This window comes from Pseudomonas sp. I8001, assembly GCF_013385345.1.
Taxonomy (GTDB): Bacteria; Pseudomonadota; Gammaproteobacteria; order Pseudomonadales; family Pseudomonadaceae; genus Aquipseudomonas.
Map to the genome: position 1 here is coordinate 51,771 of NZ_JACAQC010000054.1, position 22,557 is coordinate 74,327.

Here is a 22,557-nt window from a genome sequence, read left to right on the forward strand (position 1 = left end):
AAACACCATGGGATTCAATTGCGGCATCGTCGGCCTACCTAACGTCGGCAAGTCCACCCTGTTCAACGCCCTGACCAAATCCGGTATTGCGGCGGAGAACTTCCCCTTCTGCACCATCGAACCGAACACCGGTATCGTGCCGATGCCCGATACACGCCTGGACGCCCTGGCGGCCATCGTGAATCCAAAGCGCATCCTGCCGACCACCATGGAGTTCGTCGACATCGCGGGCCTGGTAGCCGGCGCGTCGAAAGGTGAAGGCCTGGGCAACAAGTTCCTCGCCAACATCCGCGAGACCGATGCCATCGCCCACGTGGTCCGCTGCTTCGAAGACGAGAACGTGATTCACGTCTCCAACAGCGTCGACCCGAAACGCGATATCGAGATCATCGACCTGGAGCTGATCTTCGCCGACCTCGACAGCTGCGAGAAGCAACTGCAAAAGGTCACGCGTAACGCCAAGGGCGGCGACAAGGACGCAGTGGTCCAGAAAGCCTTGCTGGAGCAACTGATTGCCCACTTCACTCTGGGCAAGCCGGCACGCAGCCTGATGAAGAACATGAGCACCGACGAAAAGGCGGTGATCAAGGGCTTCCACCTGCTGACTACCAAGCCGGTGATGTACATCGCCAACGTGGCTGAAGACGGTTTCGAGAACAACCCGCTGCTCGACGTGGTCATGGCCATTGCCGAAGAAGAAGGCGCGATGGTTGTTCCAGTGTGCAACAAGATCGAAGCGGAAATCGCCGAGCTGGAAGACGGCGAAGAGAAAGACATGTTCCTCGAGGCCCTGGGCCTGGAAGAGCCTGGCCTGAACCGCGTGATCCGTGCCGGCTACGAAATGCTGCACCTGCAGACCTACTTCACCGCCGGTGTTGAAGAAGTACGCGCCTGGACCGTCAAGGTCGGTGCCACTGCCCCGCAAGCGGCTGGCGTGATCCACACCGACTTCGAAAAAGGCTTCATCCGCGCCGAAGTCATCGCCTACAACGACTTCATCCAGTTCAAGGGTGAAGCCGGTGCCAAGGAAGCCGGTAAATGGCGCCTGGAAGGCAAGGAATACATCGTCAAGGATGGCGACGTGATGCACTTCCGCTTCAACGTATAAGCTTTACCTGCGGCCTATGCCGCAAAACAAAAAGCCGATGCACTGCATCGGCTTTTTTGTGGGCGCTCACTTCCCCGCCACCGAAAAAAACTTCGGTATTCAATATTGTTAGAGCCAGTCCCATCTCTAAAATTAGCAGCGAGAACTTCAGAATTCGATTCGGTAGATATGAAAAATCACCAGCCCGGTAGGCAGTCCAGCTCGCTACCAACGTGCGCATGCCCCTGGGGAAGCGCCTCCCTGCGATAGGGCGCCGTTGTAAGCTAGTAAGCGGCCTACCCTGCCGTTACTGCTAACGACGGCACCTGGGCGGAATCGGACTACTTGCCTCGATGTTAGACAGCCGGACCTTCTACTGCTCCAGACCGTCACAGCTTTCCTAAACTCCCTGTGACTGTTAGCTCAGCAATTCCCTGACGAATAAACACAAGGTTCTCATCCAGTGTTTCGAGCGCACCGCGCACGTTGTTGGCAATTTCTGCCGACCCACGTTGTTCGACCCACTTGGAAAGCTCTTCAACTGCGGCGCCTAGGGCGAGTTGGTTCTGATTAAGGCGATCAAACAAGCTAGCAATCAGTTTGATATCCGTCATGGCGGCTCTCCGTGTTTTGAGCAAGCGTAGCACCGACGCCTTAATCACTCGGAATCACTTTCATGGAAAGCATATCTACCGGCGGCTGGAACCTGCTGACTTAGTACAGCAACAAGCACTTGCCGATGGAAACGCCCAATACACCGCCGACACCTTGGACATCCCCATTAGCACGGTGCGCCTACGTTTGTCCCGGGCGCGAGAACAGCTCAAGCGGGCCACCTACAACCCGCTACAACCGTAAATCAGCGCACCGGCGCAACGCCGACACCCTTTGCAGGAGCAGTTGATTTACCCGTTTGACGCAAGCGTTGGGCAGCAGGGATATCTGCCCGACTCGATTGATCTGGTATCAGGCCTTTTTGGTACGCGGCAACAGAATCGCCAACACCCCGAACAGCGGCAGGAACGAGCACAGCGTGTACACGTACTCGATGCCGTGGATGTCTGCCAGGTGCCCCAGCAGCGCCGCACCGATCCCGCCAAAACCGAACATCAGACCGAAGAACACCCCGGCGATCATCCCCACATTGCCCGGCACCAACTCTTGCGCGTACACCACAATTGCCGAGAACGCCGAAGCCAGGATAAAGCCGATCACCACGCTCAGGATGCTGGTCCAGAACAGGTCCACATGGGGCAGAATCAGGGTGAACGGCGCCACGCCGAGGATCGAAAACCAGATCACTGCCTTACGGCCGATCTTGTCGCCAATCGGCCCGCCAAAGAACGTGCCCGCCGCCACCGCGCCGAGGAACAGGAACAGATGCAGCTGGGAACTGGCCACCGACAGGTCGAACTTCTCGATCAGGTAGAAGGTGAAGTAACTGGTGAAACTGGCCATGTAGAAGTACTTGGAAAACACCAGCAGCCCCAGCACCACCAGCGCGCTCAGCACCCGGCCCTTGGACAGGCCGTGAGTGGCCGCCTGGCCTTGTTTGAGCTTGAACAGGTTCAAGTGGTGCGCGTACCAGCGGCTGATCGCATACAGCACAAACAACGCAAACACCGCGAACAGGCCGAACCAGGCCACATTGCCCTGGCCGAACGGAATGATGATCGCCGCCGCCAGCAACGGGCCGAAGGCCGAGCCGGCATTACCGCCCACCTGGAACGTCGACTGCGCCAAACCATAACGCCCGCCCGAGGCCAGGCGCGCCACGCGGGAGGCTTCCGGGTGGAAGGTGGACGAGCCGATGCCGATCAGCCCCGCCGCCAGCAGGATCAGGGGGAAGCTGCCCACCTGGGACATCATCAGGATGCCCACCAGCGTGCAGATCATTCCGCAGGGCAACAGGTACGGCTTGGGATGGCGATCGGTGTAATAACCGACCCACGGCTGCAGCAGGGACGCGGTGAGCTGGAACGTGAGGGTGATCAGGCCGACCTGGGTGAACGTCAGGCCGTAATTGGCCTTGAGCATCGGGTAGATCGAGGGCAGTACCGACTGGATCAAGTCATTGATCAAATGCGCCAGCGCCACCGCGCCGATTACACGCATCACCAACGGGCTGGTTTGCCCGGCGGCAGGCGCCGTAGCCACGGAGGGCTGGGAATTGCTCAGAGCCATGGGAGGTTTTCCGTACAGCAGATGGATGCACAGGTGCAGGTGCGACAATGTGCCACTTTTGGGTGCAGGAAGGCTATCCCGTTAGCAGGCTAACGAGTAGATGAATCGATGCAGCGGTCATGGTTTGTAAAGGGCCAGCAAGATGAATCCCTTTAATTTGCGGGACGTTTCCTAGAGAATCTTTCGGCCTTGTGCCTGGGGGAGTCGGTGGCTAGTCTTCGGTCCGTCGCTGGTTTTCAGTGATCGGGTTTAGCAGCCTGAACTCAATAGGCACACGCTTTACGCCCCAGTTTATGGTGGCTGTGCGTGGGGCACCTTCGGGTGCGCCGGTTTTCCTATTGACTGGTCTGCTAACCCGCGTACAGCCGCCACCCTTCTCGTTTAGCAGCGACGGTGGCAGCTTCTTCAGGTCAATAGGAGCTACACCATGTTCAAGATCGTCCCCGACCCACCCCGTGACCAAGCCAAAGACCGCGCCGCCTTCACCCGAGCGCTCGACCACTACTTGCCCACCGACCCGCCGCAACCCTCGACAAACTTCTACGCCATCAGCGACGAAATCAGCTTCGAAGACTCCCTGCTCTTCACTGCCGACCTGCTGCACAGCGCCTCGGCCACCGCGCTCGACTGTGGCGAACAACTGCAAAGCCCCGAGCGTGCCAAAGTGCTTGCCGTGTGGCACCTGCTGGAAATGGCCAAAGCCATGGTGGATCGCTCGATAGAGTGCCTGCACCCGCGCAAAACCTGACGACTGATCGTTCCCACGCTCTGCGTGGGAATGCATCCCGTGACGCTCCGCGTCACCCTGGCACATAGCGTCGACCGCGGGACGCGGAGCGTCCGAAGCGGCATTCCCACGCGGAGCGTGGGAACGATCAACTTCTACGCCATCAGCGACGAAATCAACTTCGAAGACTCCCTGCTCTACACCGCCGACCTGCTGCACAGCGCCTCGGCCACCGCGCTCGACTGTGGCGAACAACTGCAAAGCCCCGAGCGCGCCAAAGTGCTTGCCGTGTGGCACCTGCTGGAAATGGCCAAAGCCATGGTCGACCGCTCGATAGAGTGCCTGCACCCGCGCAAAACCTGACGCACGAACGCCAGAACACAGTAGATCAAATGTGGGAGCGGGCTTGCTCGCGAATGCGGTGGACCAGCCAATACCTCTGCTGACTGACACACCGCATTCGCGAGCAAGCCCGCTCCCACCTTTTGATCTTGATCGTTCCTACGCTCTGAACTGCCCCCTGGCGCATGGCGCTAAATGGTTTGTAAAGAGCCAGCAAGATGAATCCCTTTAATTTGCGGGACGTTTCCTAGAGAATCTTTCGGCCTTGTGCCTGGGGGAGTCGGTGGCTAGTCTTCGGTCCGTCGCTGGTTTTCAGTGATCGGGTTTAGTCGCCCGGACTTATATCAGGCGCATGCTTTCATGAGGTCTCATGGTGGCTGTGCGCAGGGCACCTTCGGGTGCGCCGGGTTTTCCTGATTAGCCGGTCGACTAACCTGCGTACAGCCGCCACCCTTCGTTTAGTCGCGAACGGTACGGCTCCAAGTTAATCAGGAGCTATGCCATGTTTAAAATTGTCCCCGATCCACCCCGTGACCAAGCCAAAGACCGCGCCGCCTTCAACCGAGCGCTCGACCACTACTTACCCACCGACCCGCCGCAACCCTCGACAAACTTCTACGCCATCAGCGACGAAATCAGCTTCGAAGACTCCCTGCTCTACACCGCCGACCTGCTGCACAGCGCCTCAGCCACCGCGCTCGACTGTGGCGAACAACTGCAAAGCCCCGAGCGCGCCAAAGTGCTCGCCGTGTGGCACCTGCTGGAAATCGCCAAGGCCATGGTCGACCGCTCGATAGAGTGCCTGCACCCGCGCAAAACCTGACGCGCGAACGCCAGAACACCGCAGATCAAATGTGGGAGCGGGCTTGCTCGCGAAGGCGGTGGACCAGCCAATACCTCTGCTGACTGACACACCGCATTCGCGAGCAAGCCCTCTCCCACCTTTTGATCTTCGCTGCCTTGGGACCTGCGCAAACCCCAACCGCTCGTCACCAAACCCGGTGTTTCCCGTTAAACAGTTGATAGCGTAGATAAATTTTCAAAAAAAGCGCTTGACGCATTCCCGTTCTCCGCGAATAATGCGCGCCACTTGGCTACATAGCTCAGTTGGTTAGAGCATAGCATTCATAATGCTGGGGTCCGGGGTTCAAGTCCCTGTGTAGCCACCAAGTACTAAAAACGGCTTACCGAAAGGTAGGCCGTTTTTTTATGCCTGCAGAAAAGTAAACCGCCCTATTGCCCCACAGACGTCAGTGTTTATGCCGATGGTGTACATCGGGAAAATGCGCATGACTGTGCTGGATCGGTGCGTGCTCATGGGCATGACTATGTGGCTCGGTACCGTCCCACGCAAAGTTATGCACATGCTGGTGGTGCTCATCGTGTGCATGGCGATGACCGTGTGTGAGGGGATCGTGCTGATGCTCGTGCGCATGATGTTCCATCAGATGAATCCACACCCCGATGGCCATCAAGGCGGCCGCGAGCAAGAACATCAGCGAAACCGACTCGCCCAGGATCAGAATCGAGATGACCGCGCCCAGGAAAGGAGCCGTGGAAAAATAGGCGCCGGTGCGCGCACTGCCAAGCCCGCGCAGAGCGAGCACAAACAGCACCAGACTCACGCCATACCCAAGCAGCCCAACCACCATGGTTGACCCGAGCGTGGCCACCGCTGGCAGTTGCGACCCGATGGCCAACGCCAAACAGCAATTGACCACACCCGCCGCCAAGCCTTTGCTGCCGGCGATAAACAGCGCATCCGAGGCAGAGACCTTACGGGTCAGGTTATTGTCGATGGCCCAACAAAAACAGGCGAACGCCACGGCCAGCGGCCCCGTCCAATCATGAGCCGTCGCTGTCCCGTGCGGCCATGACAAAACGATCCCGCCCAGAACAATAGCGATCATGCCGATCACGATGCGGCGATCTGCGTTCTCTTTGAACACGACCCACGCCAGCACGGCCGTGAGCACCGACTCAAGATTGAGCATCAGCGATGCGGTGGCGCCCGCGGTACGGGTGAGGCCATACATGAGCGCCACAGGCGCAAGCACGCCCCCAAAGACAATCGCGCCCACCAACCAGGGCCACTCTCCGGCTGCAAGCCCGGGCCGTTTCCAGCCGTGGTCGCGAGCAAACCGAACGATGGCCAGGCCCAGGCCGCTGCCCAGATAGAGCAGCCCGGCCAACAGGATGGGCGGCGTATCCACCCCCAGGAGCTTGGCAAGCGGAGTGCTGGCGCCGAACAACGCCGCCGCCGCCAACGCGTAGAGAACGCTAACATTCATAATGGATCGCCCTGTCAGGCTTATTGCATAAGGACGAGCATCATAGCCGTGCCCGGGTAAGAATTATGTGAATGCCAGCCTGGCTGGCGAACCACAAGAAGGTGACGCATAACATTCCCCGCTACCGGCATCAGCACTGAGCGCCTCTTACTGGGGCGCTGTATGTCAAACCCCTTGCCGCACAAAACACTGCTCCACCACCGACTTGCCCCACTGCTGCCCCTCCTGTTCCGACTCCAGCACAAAGCCCGCGTTTTCATAGAGCTTGCGCGCCACATCCAGGCCCTTGAACGTCCATAACCGCACCGCCGGGAACCGGTGCCCGTCACAGAAATCCAGCGCCTCTTGCAACAACCGTTTACCCAAGCCCTGGCCGTGGGCAGACGGGTCGAGGATGAAGCAGCGCAGGATCGCCTCGCCGTTTTCGCCCTCGCCATCAATCGCGATCGAACCGACGATCTGCTCTGCGTCCAGCACTGCCCAGACTTGGTTGCGCGGGTTGGCCAGGCGCCCCATCAACTCGGCCATGTCCGCCGCCACCAGGCTTTCAAACGGCTGGCCAAAATTCGCATGCTGGGCGTAGTACTCGGCGTGCATCTGCGCGATACGCCCGATGATGCCTGGCCGGTAGCCATGGGCAATGCGGTAGTACCTCGACTGCCGGGCGCCAGTACGTTGGGTTTGCAGGGCTGCGGCGTATTGATCGAGCCCACGGCTGACGGCCTGTTGCTGTTCGCTGGACAAGTCGCCAATCGCCTCGCCCACCTGGCGCCGGGCAAACGTTTCGATGTCGCGTAACGTCTTCTGGCCTCGTGTGGTGAGCCGCAGCTTTTTCGAACGGGCATCGTCCTCGTTGGCAAACTCTTCCAGCTCGCCCGCCTCGACCAGCTTGCGCACCATGCGGCTCACCGACGACTTTTCCAGCCCCAGCAACATGACCAGTTCAGCCGCTGTCAGCGCGCCATGCTCGCCGATTTCAACAATCGTGTGCACCGATGACGGTGGGTAACTGCTGGCCGCCAACTTCGGCTGCATGAAGCCCAGCTCTCGCACCATAAGACGCGAGGCACAGCGGATCTGATCGATAAGGTCTGGCTTGGAACGGTTCACGGGGGGAAACCTCTTGCCCGAATGACGAGGGACATAGTTGTACCGCACAACCAAATACAGATCAATCTCCCAACCTGCAAACCACTGAGGTACATTCCCTCCCCACGGACAACAGATCATTCTCAAATGAACGGAGTCATCGCGTGTTTTCGATTTTTCACCGCCAACGCCTTTTCACCCTCTCGCTGATCACCGCCGCCCTCACCCTCGCCGCCTGCCACAGCGCCACCGCGCCGGAACTGCCGCCCGCCCCGGAGCTCGGCTCGGGCTATCGCACCGACATGAGCCCCCGCCACGCCGAGCGCCACATGGCCGCCGCCGCCAACCCGCTGGCCGCCGAAGCCGGGCGCGAGATATTGCGCAAGGGCGGCTCGGCCATCGACGCCGCGATTGCCATGCAGGCCGTGCTGACCCTGGTGGAGCCGCAGTCCTCCGGGATCGGCGGCGGCGCGTTCATCATGCTGTGGGACGGCAAGCAGGTGCACGCCTACGACGGTCGCGAAACCGCACCGGCGGGCGCTACCGAGCGGTTGTTCCTCAACGCCGATGGCACGCCGATGTCGTTCCCGCAGGCGCAGATTGGCGGGCGTTCGGTGGCCACCCCGGGGGTGTTGCGTGCCCTGGAAATGGCCCATAAAAAGACCGGCCACCTGCAATGGGCCAAACTGTTTGAGCCGGCCATTCGCCTGGCCGAAGAGGGTTTCCCGATCTCTGCGCGCCTGCACAGCCTGATTGCCGCTGACCGCTACATCAGCCGCTCGCCGGAAATGACCGCGTACTTCCTGAATGCCGACGGCAGCCCGAAGGCCACCGGTACGCTGCTGAAAAACCCGGCGCTGGCCAACGTGTTCAAGCGCATCGCCAAGGAAGGGCCGGACGCGCTGTACTACGGCCCGATTGCCGACGAAATCACCCGCAAGGTGCAAGGCAACAGTAACGCCGGCAGCCTGACGCTGACCGACCTCAAGGGCTACAGCGCAGTTGAGCGGGCGCCGTTGTGCACCGACTACAAACGCTGGAAAGTCTGCGGCATGCCGCCGCCGTCGTCGGGCGGGATCGCCATTGCGCAGATCCTCGGCACGTTGCAGGCCCTGGAAACCCGCGACCCGCGTATGACGCTTGGGCTGTTGAAGCCGGTGAAGAGCGACTCCCCGGCCGGCCTGGAACCGGTGCCTGAAGCGGTGCATCTGATCGCCGAGGCCGACCGCCTGGCCTATGCCGACCGCGCCCAGTACGTGGCGGATTCCGACTACGTGCCGGTGCCGGTGGCCGGGCTGGTCGCGCCGGACTATCTGGCCGGGCGGGCCGCATTGATCGGTGAGCGCAGCATGGGCGTCGCCAAGCCGGGCAAGCCTGCGGGAATTGAAGTGGCCTACGCGCCGGATCGCTCGCCGTTGCGCATTTCCACCTCGCAAGTGGTGGCGGTGGATGACGTGGGTGGCGCGGTGTCGATGACCACCACGGTGGAGTCCGCATTCGGTTCCCATGTAATGGTCCAGGGCTTTTTGCTGAATAACCAGATGACCGACTTCTCCTTCATCCCCGAAGAGAACGGCCAGCCGGTGGCCAACCGGATCGAGCCGGGCAAGCGCCCGCGTTCGTCGATGGCACCGACCCTGGTGTTTGATCGCCAGAGCGGTGAGTGGGTGGCCACGGTGGGTTCGCCGGGCGGTTCGCAGATCATCGAATATGTGAGCAAATCCCTGGTGGCCATGCTCGACTGGAACCTCGACCCGCAAGCGGCCGTCGGCCTGCCCAACTTCGGCAGCCGCAACGGCGCGACCGAGCTGGAAGCCGGGTTGTTCAGTGCTCAGCTGAAACAGGCGCTCAAGGACAAGGGCCACGCCCTGAGCGAAATCGACATGACCAGCGGCGCCCAGGCGATCGTCAGGGTGCGCGATGCGCAGGGCAAGGCGTCGTTGGTCGGCGGGGCTGATCCACGCCGTGAAGGCGAAGCGCTGGGGGATTGAATTGACTCACTGGAGAGCTGCGCGTGCACAAGGCAAATAACCTCGGCGCCCTGGCTGGCGTCGACCATGGGTTTTGTACGATTGACGATCCATTGCGGCCCGACGAGGTGTTCATCTGCAAGCAGGTGCACAGCGCCACGACCATTGAATGGCACCCGGAGCTTACGCCCAATACGGTGGAGGCTGACGGGGTTTTCAGCCGGGATGTGCAGCCGATTGCGGTGATCACCGCCGATTGCCTACCGTTGCTGATGGCCTCGGAGAGCGGGGATTTTGTCGCGGCGATTCATGGCGGCTGGAAGGGGCTGCAAGGCGGGATCATCGCCAATGCCATGCAACGGTTTGCCGCCGAGGGAGTGGCGTTGGACCAGTTGCGGATTGCGATCGGGCCGTCGATCAAGCCGTGTTGTTATGAGGTGAGTGGCGAGTTTGTGGCGCAGTTGCAGGCGAGCCAGGGGCATTTGTGGCGGGATGGAAATGCGCCGTGGACGTTTGAGCAGCCGGGGCCGTTGTTGGCACCGCAGATTCAGCCGCCAGCCCCCAGGCAGGCGTTGAGTGCGTGGTTTGATTTGGGCCGGTATGCGCTGATCTTGCTGGAGGCGGCAGGGATAAAACCTGAGCAGGTTGAGGTGAGCGAGGTGTGTACGTATTGCACCTCGCCGGCGTTTGCGAGTTACCGCCGAAGGACCCATGACAGTACGGAGCGCAAGACGTTGCTGTATTCGTGGATTTCCAGGACTGCGCAAATCTAGTGTGGGAGCTGGCTTGCCTGCGATGACGGAGTGTCAGTCAATATTTTATTCACTGATCCACCGCTATCGCAGGCAAGCCAGCTCCCACATTTGATCTTTAGCGGCTGATCTTCAACCCCTTACGCCCCGCATGCCGCTCCAGCGCCAGCTCGATCAACCGGCTCACCAGCTCGCTGTAGCTCATGCCAGCCGCCTGCCACAATTTCGGGTACATGCTGATGCGCGTAAAGCCCGGCAACGAGTTGATCTCGTTGATCAGCACCTCCCCCTCATCCGTCAGAAACACATCCACCCGCGCCAGCCCGGCACAGCCCAGGGTTTCAAACGCTTCGATAGCCAACGCACGAATACGCTCGCTGTCTTCAACGCTGATATCCGCCGGCACCACCACCTGGGCTGCCTGGTCATCGATGTATTTGCTGTCGTAGGAATAGAACCCGTCCCGCACCACGATCTCGCCACAGCCGCTGGCGATGGGATTCTCGTTACCCAACACGGCGCATTCGATTTCCCGGCCTTTGACCGCCGACTCCACCAACACCTTCTCATCAAACCCGAGGGCCAGTTCTACGGCGGCATGATATTCAGCCTCGCTGCCCACCTTGCTCACACCCACGGACGAACCCTGGTTCGCCGGTTTCACGAACATCGGCACTCCGAGTTTCTGCCGGGCTTGTTCGAAGGTGGTTCGCGCCGCCGTGCGACGGTTGAGGGTAATGAACGGTGTCACGGCAATCCCGGCATCGCGCAGCAGGCGTTTGCTGATGTCCTTGTCCATGCACACGGCCGAGCCCAGCACGTCGGAGCCGACAAACGGCAAGTCGGCCATGCGCAGCAGGCCTTGCAGGCAGCCGTCTTCGCCGAGGGTGCCGTGGACGATCGGGAAGATCACATCGACATGTTCCAACGAGGCCTGGCTGGCGGTTTCCACCAGTTGCTGGCTGGCCTTGCCCGGCACCACGGCCAGTTCACGATTGGATTGATTGAGGGCGATCAGCGCCGGGTTTTCTTCGTTGAGCAGAAAGCCCGAGGTGTCGTTGAGGTGCCAGTGGCCGGCCTTGTCAATGCCGATCAGGATCGGCTCAAAGCGCGAACGGTCCAGTGCATCGACGATGTTGCGCGCCGATTGCAGCGACACTTCGTGCTCGGCCGAACGGCCACCAAAAATAATCCCTACCCGCAGCTTGCTCATGATCGGCCTCACGTTTGAAAGTAAGGCTTCTTACCATGAGCCGTCAGCGATTCGCTACCAGCGTGGCCCCGAACAGTACGTAACAACCACCGGCAAACCGGTCCAGCCACTTGCGCGAGCGGGCATAGACGTTGGCCATCCGCTCACTGGAAAACACCAGCGCCACGCAGGAGTACCAACTGAATGACAAGGTCGCCATGGTGATCACGGCCAGGGTCAGCAGCGTCGGCGACGGTGACTGCGGCATGGTGGATGCAAAGATCGTCGCGACGAACAGCGCCGCCTTGGGGTTGGACAGGTTGCCCAGCAAACCCAGGCGCCAGGCGGAGAACAGTGAACGCCGAGGTTCGTCGGGCAACAGGTTCTGGGCCATCGACGGTGCCGAGCGCCGGAACAGTTTCAAGCCCAGGTAAATCAGGTAGCAGCCGCCGATGATCTTGAACGCCAGGTACAACATGGGTGCTGCGGTGAACAGCGACTTGATCCCCAGCCCACCCGCCAGCCCCCAGATCACCGTGCCGGTGGCCACGCCAGCCGACGCCACCACGCCATGGCGGCGTGAACAACTGGCGGCCAGTTGCGCGGTGTTGAAGAAGTTCGGGCCGGGCGTGACGACCGCGACGGTCCAGAGCAGGGCCAGCGAGACCAGAGGAGCCGCGTAGGCCGGATTGAACAATTCCATGTGGGATTCCGCCGAGGGCAGTGCAGGAATAAGGATCATATGCCCGGTACCCGCCCTGCACAATCGTACAAGACCCCGGCAGACAGCGGATTCAGACTGGGTTACCGTATTTCCATCTCTTTGCGCGACAACTCATCATGGCGACCAATATCGACTGGCTGCACCGCGCGCCCCACGCCAGTGGCCTGGAGCGCATCGAGGCGTATTTTGCCGGGTTTGGCTTCGACCCCCATCGCCACGACACCTATGCCATCGGCCGTACCCTGTTCGGTGTGCAGAGTTTTCATTATCGCGGCGGCATGACCCACAGCCTGCCGGGGCGGACCATGGTGATCCATCCCGATGAAGTGCATGACGGCTGGGCCGGCAGCGAGGAAGGTTTCAAATACCGGATGATTTACGTGGAGCCGGCGCTGATCCAGCAGGTGCTCGGCGGCAAGCCGTTACCGTTCATCCCCGGCGGATTGTCCAGCGACCCGTGGCTGTACCGCGCCAGTGAAGTGTTGCTGCAAAGCCTGGATTGCCCGATTGACCCGCTGCAGGAACAGGACGCGATGTTTGACTTGGCCCAGGCGCTGAATAACGCGTCGGGCATCACGGTCAATCGCAAGACCTTCGACTACCGGGCCGCCGAGCGCGCACGGGAATTTATCCACAGTGCCCTGGGCCGGCCGATTACCCTCGATGAAATGGCGGAATACGCCAACCGCGACCGCTGGGCGTTGTCGCGGGATTTTCGTTTGTTGTTCGGCACCAGCCCCTATCGCTACCTGACCATGCGCCGCCTGGACCTGGTGCGCAGCCTGCTGGGCCAGGGCCAGTCATTGGTAGATGCGGCACTGACCGCCGGCTTCACCGACCAGAGCCACATGACCCGCCAGTTCCGCAGCACTTTCGGCATGCCGCCGTCGCGCTGGGTGAAGATGCTCGGGCGCTGAAATCCCGCCTTGAAATGCGATCAACCTGTAGGAGCTGGCTTGCCTGCGATAGCGGTGGATCAGTTAATAAATTGTTGGCTGACACTCCGCTATCGCAGGCAAGCCAGCTCCTACAGTTGAACTATGTCGCTGCCGAAATCGTATTCGACGCTGGCGCTCGTTCTTTAAGGGCCAACGCCAGCACCGCACCTGCCAGGGCAATCGCCGCGCTCCACCACAACGCCAGTTCAATCCCGCCCGCCTGCGCCGCGCCCGTCGACCCTCCGGCATTCGCCAACGACACCAGCAACGCCAGCCCCAACGCACCGCCAATCTGCTGGCTGGTGGACGCCATGCCTGCCGCCACGCCCTGCTCGCCCGGCCGGATGCCCAGCCCGGCGGCCACCCACATCGCCGTCCAGGTCATGCCCTGGCCAATACTCAGGATGAAAATCCCCGGCAGCAACGACCAGAACCCCGCCCCCGTCGGCAACGCCACACATACCAAAGCGATACCCACCGCGCCCGCCAACTGGCCGCTGACCAGGGTGTTGCGCAACCCCAGCCGCGCCAATGAACGCTCCGCCAGCCAGATACCCGCGGTGCACACCAGCGTCGCCGGCAAAAACGCCAACCCCGCCTGCAACACGCTGTAGCCGTAGACCTGCTGGTAGTACACCGCCAGAAAGTAGTACTGCACGCCAAAGCTGCTCATGAACACCGCCGTCAACACCATGGCCATGCGCAACTCGCGATAGCCCAACAAGCGAAGCGGCATCAACGGATCACGGCCCCGGTGTTCGATCCACCCAAACAACCCGAGCAGCACCAACGCCAGGGCCATGCAGCCCAGGGTCGACGGCGCCGCCCAGCCCCACTCCGGCCCCTGCACCAGGGAGAACACCAGCAAGGTGCCGCCCAGCGTCACGGTCAACGCACCGCTGATATCAAAGTTGCGCCCGCGGGCCCGCTCGCCATCGGCGGGAATCCAGTAGCGCGCCGCCAGGGCACAGGCACCGGCCAATGGCACGTTCACCAGGAACACCGCTTCCCAGCCCCAGGCCTGGGTCAGCACGCCGCCGAGCAACGCGCCCAATGCCAGGCCCGCCGCAGACGCCGCGCTCCACACGGCAAACGCCCGATTACGCGCGGGCCCTTCGGCGTAGTGGGTGTTGATCAGCGCCAGCGTGGCCGGGAACAACAGCGCCCCACCCACACCCTGCACCGCCCGCGCCAGCACCAGCAGCAAGGCGCTGCCACCGAGCACCGCCGCCAGGGAAGACAGCGCGTACAGCGACTGGCCAAGCATGTACAAGCGCCGCTTGCCCAACAGGTCCGCCGCCCGACCGCCCAGCAACAGGAAGCCACCAAACGCCACGCTGTAGGCACTGACCACCCACTGCAATTGCTGGGCAGAAAAACCCAGGTGGCTGCCGATTTGCGGCAGCGCGACAAACACGATGGTCGCGTCGAGGGCGATGATCAGTTGCGCGGTTGCCAGCAGCAACAGCATCCAGCCAGAGGGTCGAGAAGAAGACATCACAGTGTCCTGCCTGAAAATGAGAGGCGCCAGTTTCTTTCATGCCCAACAGATGATAAATACCCCTATCACTCTTTCAGTAATGACTTTAATCATGGATCTGAATGCTGTTCGCCTGCTGGTGCGCGTCGCCGAAACCCGCAGTTTCACTCGCGCCGCCGGAGACCTGGGGCTGACCCAATCGGGCTTGTCCCGGGCCATTTCCCGACTGGAAAACCAGCTGGGTGTGCGCCTGCTGCAACGCAACACCCGCAGCGTCAGCCTCACGCCCGACGGGCAGATGCTGTATGAACGCAGCGCGCCGCTGCTGGCTGAACTGGCCGAAGCCGAGCGGCAAATGCTCGACCGCCGTGCCTCACCGTCCGGTTTGCTGAAGATCAGCACGCCCTCGTTGTTTGGCCGCAAGGTGGTGATGCCGGTGATCGGCGAGCTGACCCTGCAATACTCCGAGCTGCGCATTGAAGCGGTAATGACCGACCGCCTGGTGGACATCGTCGACGAAGGCTTTGACGCCTTGCTGCGCACCGGCGACATCCAGGACCAACGCCTGATCGCCCGGGCACTGCCACCGCTGCGCTGGGTCACCGTCGCCGCCCCGGCTTATCTCGCGCGTTTTGGTACGCCGCAGACCGTCGATGAACTCCAGGACCATAATTGCCTGACCGTGCGCAACCTGCGCACCAGCCGGCTGGTGGACTGGCAGTTCATGCTCGATGGCAAGGTGCAGGACGTGAGTGTCGAGGGGCGGTTGATCTTTGATATCGGCGATGCGCTGGTGGACGGCGCGCTGGGCGGATTCGGCATCGCCCAGGTGATGGACTTTGCGGTGCGGGAAGATCTGGCGGCCGGGCGCCTGGTGCCCTTGCTGGAGGACTTTGCCGGGCGCAGTCGGGCGATATCGCTGGTGTATCCGCCATCGCGGCAGTACTCGCCGAAGTTGATGGCGTTTGCCGAGGCGCTCAGCAAGGCGCAGTGGTAGCACAACCTTTGTGGCGAGGGAGCTTGCTCCCGCTCGGCTGCGCAGCAGTCGTATATCTACCGACCAAGTGTATTGGCAGGAAACAATGGGACCGCTTCGCGCTCCAGCGGGAGCAAGCTCCCTCGCCACAAAACCAGGCTTTACCGGAAGAATTGGCACTGGGCTTAAAGCTGTCGCCCATCAATCGGCTCACCAATCGTCAGGAAATGCCCGCCCGCCACATGGTGCAAGGTACGCAGCGCATCCTGCCCTTCGAAATGCCAGCGACCGTCGCTGAATACGCGCTCATCAGCCTGGGCGGCCACCACTTCGGCGAGGAACAGATCGTAGGTCTGCTGGTTATGCGGTTCCGGCAGCAAGCGGCATTCCAGCCACGCCACGCAGCCTTCAAGCATCGGCGCTTCGGTGTGTTCGCCGCTGAACGTCTGCAAGTCATATGCGGCGAACTTGTCGGTCTCGCTGCCGGTGGTGTTGCCCACGGTCTGCACGATATCGGCCTGGGCCGCACACGGTACGTTGAGCACGAAAGTGCCGGCGCCTTCGAGCAGTTGCCGGGTCCAGGTGGCCTTATCCAGCACGACGGCGACTTTGGGCGGCTCGAAATCCAGCGGCATCGCCCATGCCGCGGCCATGATGTTGCGCCGGCCGTTGTGCGCGGCGCTGACCAGTACGGTCGGGCCGTGGTTGAGCAAGCGGTAGGCCTTGGACAGCGGGACGGGACGGCGATGGTTAGGGCTCATGGACGAAAGGCTCGGAAAAAAAACCTACGATACCTCAAGCATGAGCCCGGGTGACTAGCTGCTCAGTTGATTGGCGAATTGCCCTACAGCGCTGACCACTTTCTGGGCGCCGTCCTGGATCTCGACGATCACCGTGCCCGCCTCGGCCGCCAATGCCAGCCCTTGCTCGGCCTGCAGGCGGCCATCGGTCATCAGCGCCACTGCATCGCGGGCCATGTCCTGGTTCTGGCGCACCACGCCGACGATTTCCTCGGTGGCCTTGCTGGTACGCGACGCCAGTTGCCGAACCTCATCGGCCACCACCGCAAAACCACGGCCTTGCTCACCGGCACGGGCGGCTTCGATGGCGGCGTTGAGCGCCAGCAGGTTGGTCTGCTCGGCGATGCCGCTGATGGTCTTGACGATGCTGCCAATCACCTGGGACTGGGCGTTCAGCGCTTCAATGCCCTCACCCGCCTGCTCCATGTGCTTGGCCAGGTCGCGCATCACCTCCACCGCCTGGGTGACCACGGTGGTGCCGCGCTGGGCGCTGCTGTCGGTGTGCAGCGAGGTGCTGTAGGCGATGTTGGCCGCGTCGGCCACGGCCTGTTCCTGGTTGACCTGGTCGGTGATCACCGTGGCAAACTTGACCACTTTGTACAGCCGCTCGTTGGCGTCGAGCACCGGGTTATACGAAGCCTCCAGCCACACCACCCGCCCGTGGCTGTCCACTCGCTTGAAGCGGCCCGCGACGAATTCACCGGCGTTCAGGCGCTTCCAGAACTGCTGGTACTCGACGCTGCCGGCATCCTGCGGCTCACAGAATATCCGGTGATGTTTGCCCTGGATCTGCGCCAGGCTGTAACCCATGCCGTTGAGGAAACGGTCGTTGGCCGTCAGCACATTACCGTTGAGGTCGAACTCGATCACTGCCGTGGAACGCACCAGCGCGGTGATCAGGTTTTCGTGCTCGCGGGACGCCTCGATAGTGCGGGTCAGGTCGCTGGAGTACATCGAAATATGCTTGATACGCCCGTCACTGCCACGCACCGGTTGCACGATGGAGCGCAGCCACGCCTCATTGCCGTTGCCGCGCATCAGGCGTACGGAACCGGCGAAGTGTTCGCCACGCACCAGGGCGTTCGTGAAGCGCAGTTGAAAGGTGTCGTGCTTGACGTGCGCCGGCACCAGATCCTCGATCAGGCGGCCTTGCAGCTGGCTTGCCTGGTAAGCCATCTCTTGAAGGAAGATGGCATTGACGGACTCGATGCGCCCTTCGGGATCCAGGGTCAGGGCCATCATTTCGCTTTCCAGGCTCTCCTTGACCTGCTGCAAACTGGATAATTCTTCGCGAAGAGCAGACAGCTCCTGCTTGAGACGGGTGTTGAACATGGAGGCACCGGTGGGCAAATGAGGGCGGGATCTGACCTGCATCGGCGCTGCCGGCATTTTCTTAAGAGAGCTTTAGCCCATTGCCCAACTATATTTTTTCAGCCCCTCAACTGCCGTTGTTACGGCAGATGCCCATCACTTGGTAGTGGAGCGTGTTGAGCTTGCCGGTGGAGTCTTCGTAGGTCATGCGTGACGGCACCGCGCTGCACGAGCGGATCGGCGGCGTGACATTCACCACCCTGGCAATGTCCAGCTTCATGCCGTAGCGATACACCAGCACCTCGGGCGCGGGCTTGCCCTTTCTGGCGGCGTAGGCGGCCATGGCTTGCTCATTGTTTTGCATCAATTGGGCGAAGGTGCGGTCGCCTCCACCTTCGGCCATCGCGCTGGCGGAAACGATCAGGGCCAATGCAGCGACAGTGGTTTTCAGGGTATTCATGAGGGCGTCCTCGTCTGACTTATTGAATTAAAAGTTCAGAGCAAGAATAACTAACCAAGCCTGTCGCAACGTTCACCGAAAGATTACTTATCCGTTATGTTTTATTGAAATTCCAAAATTGTAATCTGTGCGCCACCTCGCCGTTATCTCGTGTTTGCAACTATCTGCCCGGGCACCATCACAACAAGAATGCCCCATCGATAAGAAGCTGATAGCTGCCACTACCGAGGAGCGCTACATGAGCACTAACCGCACATTTTCACTCTCCATGATTGCCGCCCTGGCGGGGCTCACCCCGCTGTCAGGCATGGCCGTGGAAGAAAAACCCGAAGGGTTTATCGAAGGCAGCACCTTGAACGTGCTGGCCCGCAACTTCTACTTCAACCGCGATGACCGCAAGGGCCAGTCGAGCCCCACCGGCAATGGCTATTCCGAAGCCTGGGCCCAGGGTTTTATCGGCAAGTTCGAATCCGGATTCACTCAGGGTCCGGTGGGTTTCGGCCTCGATGCGTTTGCGATGTATGGCCTGAAACTCGACTCCGGCACCGGTCGCAGCGGCGGCAAGGGCTCGTTCGGCGTACTGCCGGTAGACAGCGACAACCACCCCGAGGACGGCTACAGCAAGCTCGGCGGCGCGGTAAAAGTGCGCCTGCTGGATACCGTGATCAAGGCCGGTGACGTGTTCCCGCTGACCCCGGTGGTGGCCTACGGCGACTCGCGGGTGTTGCCGGAAAGCTTCCGTGGCGTCACCGCGCAAAACACCAGCATTGACGGCTTGAGCTTGCAGGCCGGGCACTTGAGCGGCATGAGCCAGCCCACCCAGAGCGGCATGGATAAAGGCTTCGCGACGTTTTATGCGGGCAAGGTGGATTCACCCTGGATCGGCTATGCCGGCGGCGACTACCAGGTGAACAAACACCTCAGCGTCAGCCTGTACACCAGCCGCCTGAAGGATGCCTGGGACCAGTACTACTTCGGCAGCGCCGCCAGCTACCCGCTGAACGATGACGTGTCGCTGTTTGGCGACTTCAACTATTACAAGGCCGTGGACGAGGGCAAGAAACGCCTTGGCGAGTTCGATAACAACATCTGGAGCGCCAGGCTCGGGGTCAAGGTCGGCGCCCACAGCCTGGCCCTGTCGCACCAGCGCAACAACGGCGATGACGACTTTGACTACCTGCGCATGTCGGACTCGATCTTCCTCAACAACTCGATCCAGTACAGCGACTTCAACTCGCCCAGGGAACGCTCGTGGATGCTCGCCTATAACCTCGACATGCAGGCCTTCGGCATTCCTGGCCTGACCTTCATGACCCGCTATGGCAAAGGTACCGGCGCCGACTACAGCAACGCCAACAGCGTGTACATGCGCCGTGACGCGGCCGGCGACCCGCTGACCGATCAACGCCGCTGGGAGCGGGATATCGAGGCGAAGTACGTGGTGCAGGGCGGTAACTTGAAAGACCTGTCGCTGCGTTTGCGCCAGGCGACCGTTCGCTCAAGTGCCTTTGAGTCGGACTTGGAAGAAGTTCGGTTGATTGTCGAATACCCATTGGCAATTCTGTAAATGAACACAACGGCAAATGCTTACATTCATTTGCCGTTGAATAACATCTGTTCACAAATTGAAGCCTGTCAGAACTGTAATATGCGCCTCACCTTCTCGTTAAGTTGCGCTTCATATACTGGTCACAACTAACGGCACACGCCTTATTTGGAGACACGTCATGAAGCCATCCCACCTGTTATTGATCAGTTTTCTCGGCGCCACTTCCACCCTCGCATTCGCCGACGACGGCGCCGACCGCTCCCGGCAGTTCCTCGCCGAGTTCCGCCAGCAACAGCAACAGGTCCACGGTGAACAGTCCGTGGCCGAGACCGCGCCCGCCGACGCACAGAAGCAGTCGATCTGAACGGCGCACACCGAGCACATTCATCTCTGAAGCTTTTGTGTAGCTCCTTTGGAAAGAGATGAATTTTTAACGCCCCGGATGGGGCGTTTTTTTTGCCCGCCCGTTCTGCAACGCAACAACCAGTCACAAACTGGCTGATTGACCCTGTAGCTACTTCAGCCTTCAGGCTTCGGAAAATTCGAATTTCAGTCTCTCTCTATCAGTAAAAGGTAAACCCCCATGCGTATCCTTGTGGTTGAGGACGAGCAAAAAACCGCCGCCTACCTGCAGCAGGGCCTGACCGAAAGCGGTTACGTTGTCGACTGCGCCGCCAGCGGCGTGGACGGCCTGCACCTGGCCGGGCAACACGCTTATGAACTGGTGATTCTCGATGTAAACCTGCCGGCCAAGGACGGCTGGGAAGTGCTTGAGCAACTGCGCCGCGACAGCAACCAACGGGTGATGATGCTCACAGCCCGTGGCCGGCTGACTGACAAGATCAAGGGCCTGGACATGGGCGCCGATGATTACCTGGTCAAACCCTTCGAATTCCCCGAATTGCTGGCCCGGGTGCGTACGCTGTTGCGCCGCAGCGAGCACATACCGGTGCCGGAAGTCTTCCGCGTGTCGGACCTTGAACTGGACCCGCGCCGCCACCGCGCCTATCGCGGCACCCGGCGCATTGACCTGACCACCAAGGAGTTCGCGCTGCTGCATGTGCTGATGCGTCAGTCCGGCGAAGTGCTGACCCGCACGCAGATTATTTCCCTGGTGTGGGACATGAATTTCGACTGCGACACCAACGTGGTGGAGGTCTCCATCAGCCGCCTGCGGGCCAAGGTCGACGACCAGAGTGACGTCAAGCTGATCCATACCATTCGCGGCGTGGGTTATGTGCTGGAGGCCCGCCAATGAAAGCCAGCAGCCTGTCGATGCGCCTCGGGCTGACGGTGAGCCTGATGGGCGCGGGCCTGGTGGTGCTGCTCGCGACACTGGCCTACCTGGCGCTGACCCACGAGCTTGAGAAACTGGCGCGCAAGGGCCTGGAAAGCAAGATGGAGCAGATCCAGCACAGCCTCGCCCTCGGCCTGGACACCCGCGACATAAAGGCCCGCCCGCATTCGCTGATGGACCTGGTGATGGGGCATGACAATTTCTACCTGACCATCGTCGGCACCGCACCCGATGAAGCGGTGCTGCTGAGCGTCGGTGCCAAGCCACAGGAACCGTTGCTGACCGACTTCGCACCACGCCAGACCCTCGGTTACCTGAACTGGGACGACAGCAACGGCAACCAGGTGCTCAGCGCCTCCAGCCTGATGCGCCTGTCCAGCGGCGAACGCGTGCGGGTGCTGCTGTCCCTGGACCGCATGGACGATCAGGCATTGCTCAGTGCTTACCTGCGTTCCACGGTGATCGCCCTGCCGCTGCTGTTGCTGCTGATCGGCATCGGCGCGTGGTGGGTGGTGCAACGCGGGCTCGCACCGCTGCAACAGTTCAGCCGCGTCGCGGCCAAGGTCACCACACAGGATCTGACCCACCGCCTGGCTGTGGATAACTTGCCCAACGAGTTGGGCGAGTTGGCGCAGGGCATCAATTTCATGCTGCAACGCCTGGATGGCGGTGTGCAGCAGCTGTCGCAGTTCTCCGATGACCTGGCCCATGAACTGCGCGCGCCACTGACCAACTTGATGGGCAAGGCCCAGGTGACGTTGTCCCGGGAGCGCCCGCCCGAGGAGTACAAGGCGGTGCTGGAATCCAGCACCGAAGAAATGGAGCGGCTGGCGCGGATCGTTTCCGACATGCTGTTCCTGGCACAGGTCAGCCACCCGGCGGCGCGGGTTTCGTTTGCGCCCGTGTCCCTGGCCGCTGAAGCACGCCGGGTGATGGAACTGTTTGCGTTGAGTGCCGAAGACAAGCAACTGAGCCTGAGCCTTCACGGTGATGCCTCGGTGCATGGCGACCGCCTGATGATTCAGCGGGCGATTTCCAACCTGTTGTCCAATGCCATCCGTCATACGCCACACGCTTCCACGGTGTCGTTGCAGGTGGAAACCCACGGGCAGCAAGTCTCGCTGTCGGTGGGCAACCCGGGCCCGGGGATTGAAGCGCACCACCTGCCGAACCTGTTCGAGCGTTTCTACCGCGTCGACAGCAGCCGCGCCCGCTCCGAAGGGGGGACCGGGCTGGGGCTGGCCATCGTGCGGTCGATCATGACCCTGCATCAAGGCCGGGCAGAAGTCAGCAGCGAGCCCGGAGATTTCACTGTGTTTCGGTTGGTGTTTCCCCTTCATACCAACGCTATCTGCCAATAACCCATTGTGGTGAGGGAGCTTGCTCCC

At 61.1% G+C, this 22,557-nt stretch carries 22 protein-coding genes, 1 tRNA gene and 2 pseudogenes; 14 read left to right on the forward strand and 11 right to left on the reverse strand.

Translation table 11 applies throughout. From position 1 onward, the window contains the following. Positions 1–7: 7 nt before the first annotated feature. A complete protein-coding gene (gene ychF / locus HX839_RS27625; RefSeq protein WP_010177033.1) occupies positions 8–1,108 on the forward strand; it encodes a redox-regulated ATPase YchF in 1,101 nt (366 codons plus the stop codon). A gap of 368 nt (positions 1,109–1,476) precedes the next feature. Here the strand turns inward: ychF and HX839_RS27630 are convergent, their stop codons facing one another. Continuing rightward, positions 1,477–1,701 (reverse strand): hypothetical protein, encoded by a 225-nt coding sequence (locus HX839_RS27630; RefSeq protein ID WP_087693771.1) that lies wholly within the window; start codon positions 1,699–1,701, stop codon positions 1,477–1,479. A gap of 124 nt (positions 1,702–1,825) precedes the next feature. Between HX839_RS27630 and HX839_RS31485 the strand changes: the two are divergent. Continuing rightward, a pseudogene (locus HX839_RS31485) lies at positions 1,826–1,945 on the forward strand (RNA polymerase subunit sigma); the annotation flags it as partial. Between the two features lie 108 nt (positions 1,946–2,053). On the opposite strand, the gene HX839_RS27635 reads toward HX839_RS31485, so the two are convergent. Beyond that, the gene (locus HX839_RS27635; protein WP_063033153.1) at positions 2,054–3,271 is read right to left on the reverse strand and encodes an MFS transporter; all 1,218 of its coding nucleotides are present in this window, start codon (positions 3,269–3,271) and stop codon (positions 2,054–2,056) included. Between the two features lie 427 nt (positions 3,272–3,698). Here HX839_RS27635 and HX839_RS27640 point away from each other — a divergent pair, with 427 nt between their 5' ends. The 4 genes from HX839_RS27640 to HX839_RS27655 all read left to right on the forward strand — a co-directional run bounded on the left by HX839_RS27640 (position 3,699) and on the right by HX839_RS27655 (position 5,509). Next, on the forward strand, positions 3,699–4,019 hold the full coding sequence (locus HX839_RS27640) for a DUF6124 family protein (RefSeq protein ID WP_177068009.1): 321 nt from the start codon (positions 3,699–3,701) through the stop codon (positions 4,017–4,019). Between the two features lie 30 nt (positions 4,020–4,049). After that, positions 4,050–4,361, forward strand: a complete 312-nt coding sequence (locus tag HX839_RS27645; RefSeq protein ID WP_371315659.1) for a DUF6124 family protein — start codon at positions 4,050–4,052, stop codon at positions 4,359–4,361. Between the two features lie 481 nt (positions 4,362–4,842). Then, positions 4,843–5,163 (forward strand): DUF6124 family protein, encoded by a 321-nt coding sequence (locus tag HX839_RS27650; RefSeq protein ID WP_177068010.1) that lies wholly within the window; start codon positions 4,843–4,845, stop codon positions 5,161–5,163. 269 nt (positions 5,164–5,432) lie between these two features. After that, positions 5,433–5,509: transfer RNA gene (locus HX839_RS27655), tRNA-Met, on the forward strand. Between the two features lie 81 nt (positions 5,510–5,590). On the opposite strand, the gene HX839_RS27660 is transcribed toward HX839_RS27655, so the two are convergent. Continuing rightward, on the reverse strand, positions 5,591–6,631 hold the full coding sequence (locus HX839_RS27660) for a DMT family transporter (protein ID WP_177068011.1): 1,041 nt from the start codon (positions 6,629–6,631) through the stop codon (positions 5,591–5,593). Between the two features lie 165 nt (positions 6,632–6,796). Continuing rightward, positions 6,797–7,687: a bifunctional helix-turn-helix transcriptional regulator/GNAT family N-acetyltransferase gene (locus HX839_RS27665; protein ID WP_218173695.1), complete on the reverse strand. Its 891-nt coding sequence runs from the start codon at positions 7,685–7,687 to the stop codon at positions 6,797–6,799. A gap of 197 nt (positions 7,688–7,884) precedes the next feature. Between HX839_RS27665 and ggt the strand changes: the two genes are divergently transcribed. Together ggt and HX839_RS27675 are read left to right on the forward strand one after the other, a co-directional pair. Continuing rightward, positions 7,885–9,711 (forward strand): gamma-glutamyltransferase, encoded by a 1,827-nt coding sequence (ggt, locus tag HX839_RS27670; RefSeq protein ID WP_177068013.1) that lies wholly within the window; start codon positions 7,885–7,887, stop codon positions 9,709–9,711. Positions 9,712–9,734: 23 nt separating this feature from the next. Then, positions 9,735–10,463 (forward strand): polyphenol oxidase family protein, encoded by a 729-nt coding sequence (locus HX839_RS27675; RefSeq protein ID WP_177068014.1) that lies wholly within the window; start codon positions 9,735–9,737, stop codon positions 10,461–10,463. Between the two features lie 97 nt (positions 10,464–10,560). On the opposite strand, the gene ddlA is transcribed toward HX839_RS27675, so the two are convergent. Further along, positions 10,561–11,655, reverse strand: coding sequence for a D-alanine--D-alanine ligase (gene ddlA, locus HX839_RS27680; RefSeq protein ID WP_102604729.1), 1,095 nt, complete (start codon positions 11,653–11,655; stop codon positions 10,561–10,563). A gap of 43 nt (positions 11,656–11,698) precedes the next feature. Further along, positions 11,699–12,337, reverse strand: a complete 639-nt coding sequence (locus HX839_RS27685) for a LysE family translocator (RefSeq protein ID WP_177051842.1) — start codon at positions 12,335–12,337, stop codon at positions 11,699–11,701. A 137-nt stretch (positions 12,338–12,474) separates the two neighbouring features. Here HX839_RS27685 and HX839_RS27690 point away from each other — a divergent pair, with 137 nt between their 5' ends. Continuing rightward, positions 12,475–13,275, forward strand: a complete 801-nt coding sequence (locus tag HX839_RS27690) for an AraC family transcriptional regulator (protein WP_003214430.1) — start codon at positions 12,475–12,477, stop codon at positions 13,273–13,275. A 121-nt stretch (positions 13,276–13,396) separates the two neighbouring features. Here HX839_RS27690 and HX839_RS27695 read toward each other — a convergent pair whose 3' ends face one another. After that, on the reverse strand, positions 13,397–14,767 hold the full coding sequence (locus tag HX839_RS27695; RefSeq protein WP_214499967.1) for an MFS transporter: 1,371 nt from the start codon (positions 14,765–14,767) through the stop codon (positions 13,397–13,399). Positions 14,768–14,888: 121 nt separating this feature from the next. On the opposite strand from HX839_RS27695, the gene HX839_RS27700 reads away from it, so the two are divergent. Continuing rightward, on the forward strand, positions 14,889–15,773 hold the full coding sequence (locus tag HX839_RS27700; RefSeq protein ID WP_177068015.1) for a LysR family transcriptional regulator: 885 nt from the start codon (positions 14,889–14,891) through the stop codon (positions 15,771–15,773). A gap of 164 nt (positions 15,774–15,937) precedes the next feature. Here the strand turns inward: HX839_RS27700 and HX839_RS27705 are convergent, their stop codons facing one another. The 4 genes and pseudogenes from HX839_RS27705 to HX839_RS27715 form a co-directional block, all read right to left on the reverse strand. Beyond that, positions 15,938–16,513 (reverse strand): flavin reductase family protein, encoded by a 576-nt coding sequence (locus tag HX839_RS27705; protein ID WP_177068016.1) that lies wholly within the window; start codon positions 16,511–16,513, stop codon positions 15,938–15,940. 54 nt (positions 16,514–16,567) lie between these two features. Further along, a complete protein-coding gene (locus HX839_RS31950) occupies positions 16,568–16,999 on the reverse strand; it encodes a methyl-accepting chemotaxis protein (RefSeq protein ID WP_371132413.1) in 432 nt (143 codons plus the stop codon). 108 nt (positions 17,000–17,107) lie between these two features. Then, positions 17,108–17,941, reverse strand: a pseudogene (locus HX839_RS31955) (PAS domain-containing protein); the annotation flags it as partial. Between the two features lie 49 nt (positions 17,942–17,990). Then, positions 17,991–18,323, reverse strand: coding sequence for a DUF2790 domain-containing protein (locus HX839_RS27715; RefSeq protein ID WP_008437494.1), 333 nt, complete (start codon positions 18,321–18,323; stop codon positions 17,991–17,993). Between the two features lie 238 nt (positions 18,324–18,561). On the opposite strand from HX839_RS27715, the gene HX839_RS27720 reads away from it, so the two are divergent. The 4 genes from HX839_RS27720 to HX839_RS27735 all read left to right on the forward strand — a co-directional run bounded on the left by HX839_RS27720 (position 18,562) and on the right by HX839_RS27735 (position 22,530). Further along, positions 18,562–19,890 carry an OprD family porin gene (locus tag HX839_RS27720; RefSeq protein WP_134325732.1) on the forward strand — a complete coding sequence of 443 codons (1,329 nt, stop codon included), beginning with the start codon at positions 18,562–18,564 and terminating at the stop codon, positions 19,888–19,890. A 160-nt stretch (positions 19,891–20,050) separates the two neighbouring features. Continuing rightward, positions 20,051–20,236, forward strand: a complete 186-nt coding sequence (locus HX839_RS27725) for a hypothetical protein (protein WP_008437498.1) — start codon at positions 20,051–20,053, stop codon at positions 20,234–20,236. 219 nt (positions 20,237–20,455) lie between these two features. Then, complete coding sequence (locus tag HX839_RS27730; protein WP_003214417.1) at positions 20,456–21,130, forward strand: heavy metal response regulator transcription factor; 675 nt, start codon at positions 20,456–20,458, stop codon at positions 21,128–21,130. Beyond that, positions 21,127–22,530 (forward strand): heavy metal sensor histidine kinase, encoded by a 1,404-nt coding sequence (locus HX839_RS27735; RefSeq protein ID WP_177020529.1) that lies wholly within the window; start codon positions 21,127–21,129, stop codon positions 22,528–22,530. The genes HX839_RS27730 and HX839_RS27735 overlap by 4 nt, the downstream gene beginning before the upstream one ends. The last annotated feature ends 27 nt before the right edge of the window (positions 22,531–22,557 follow it).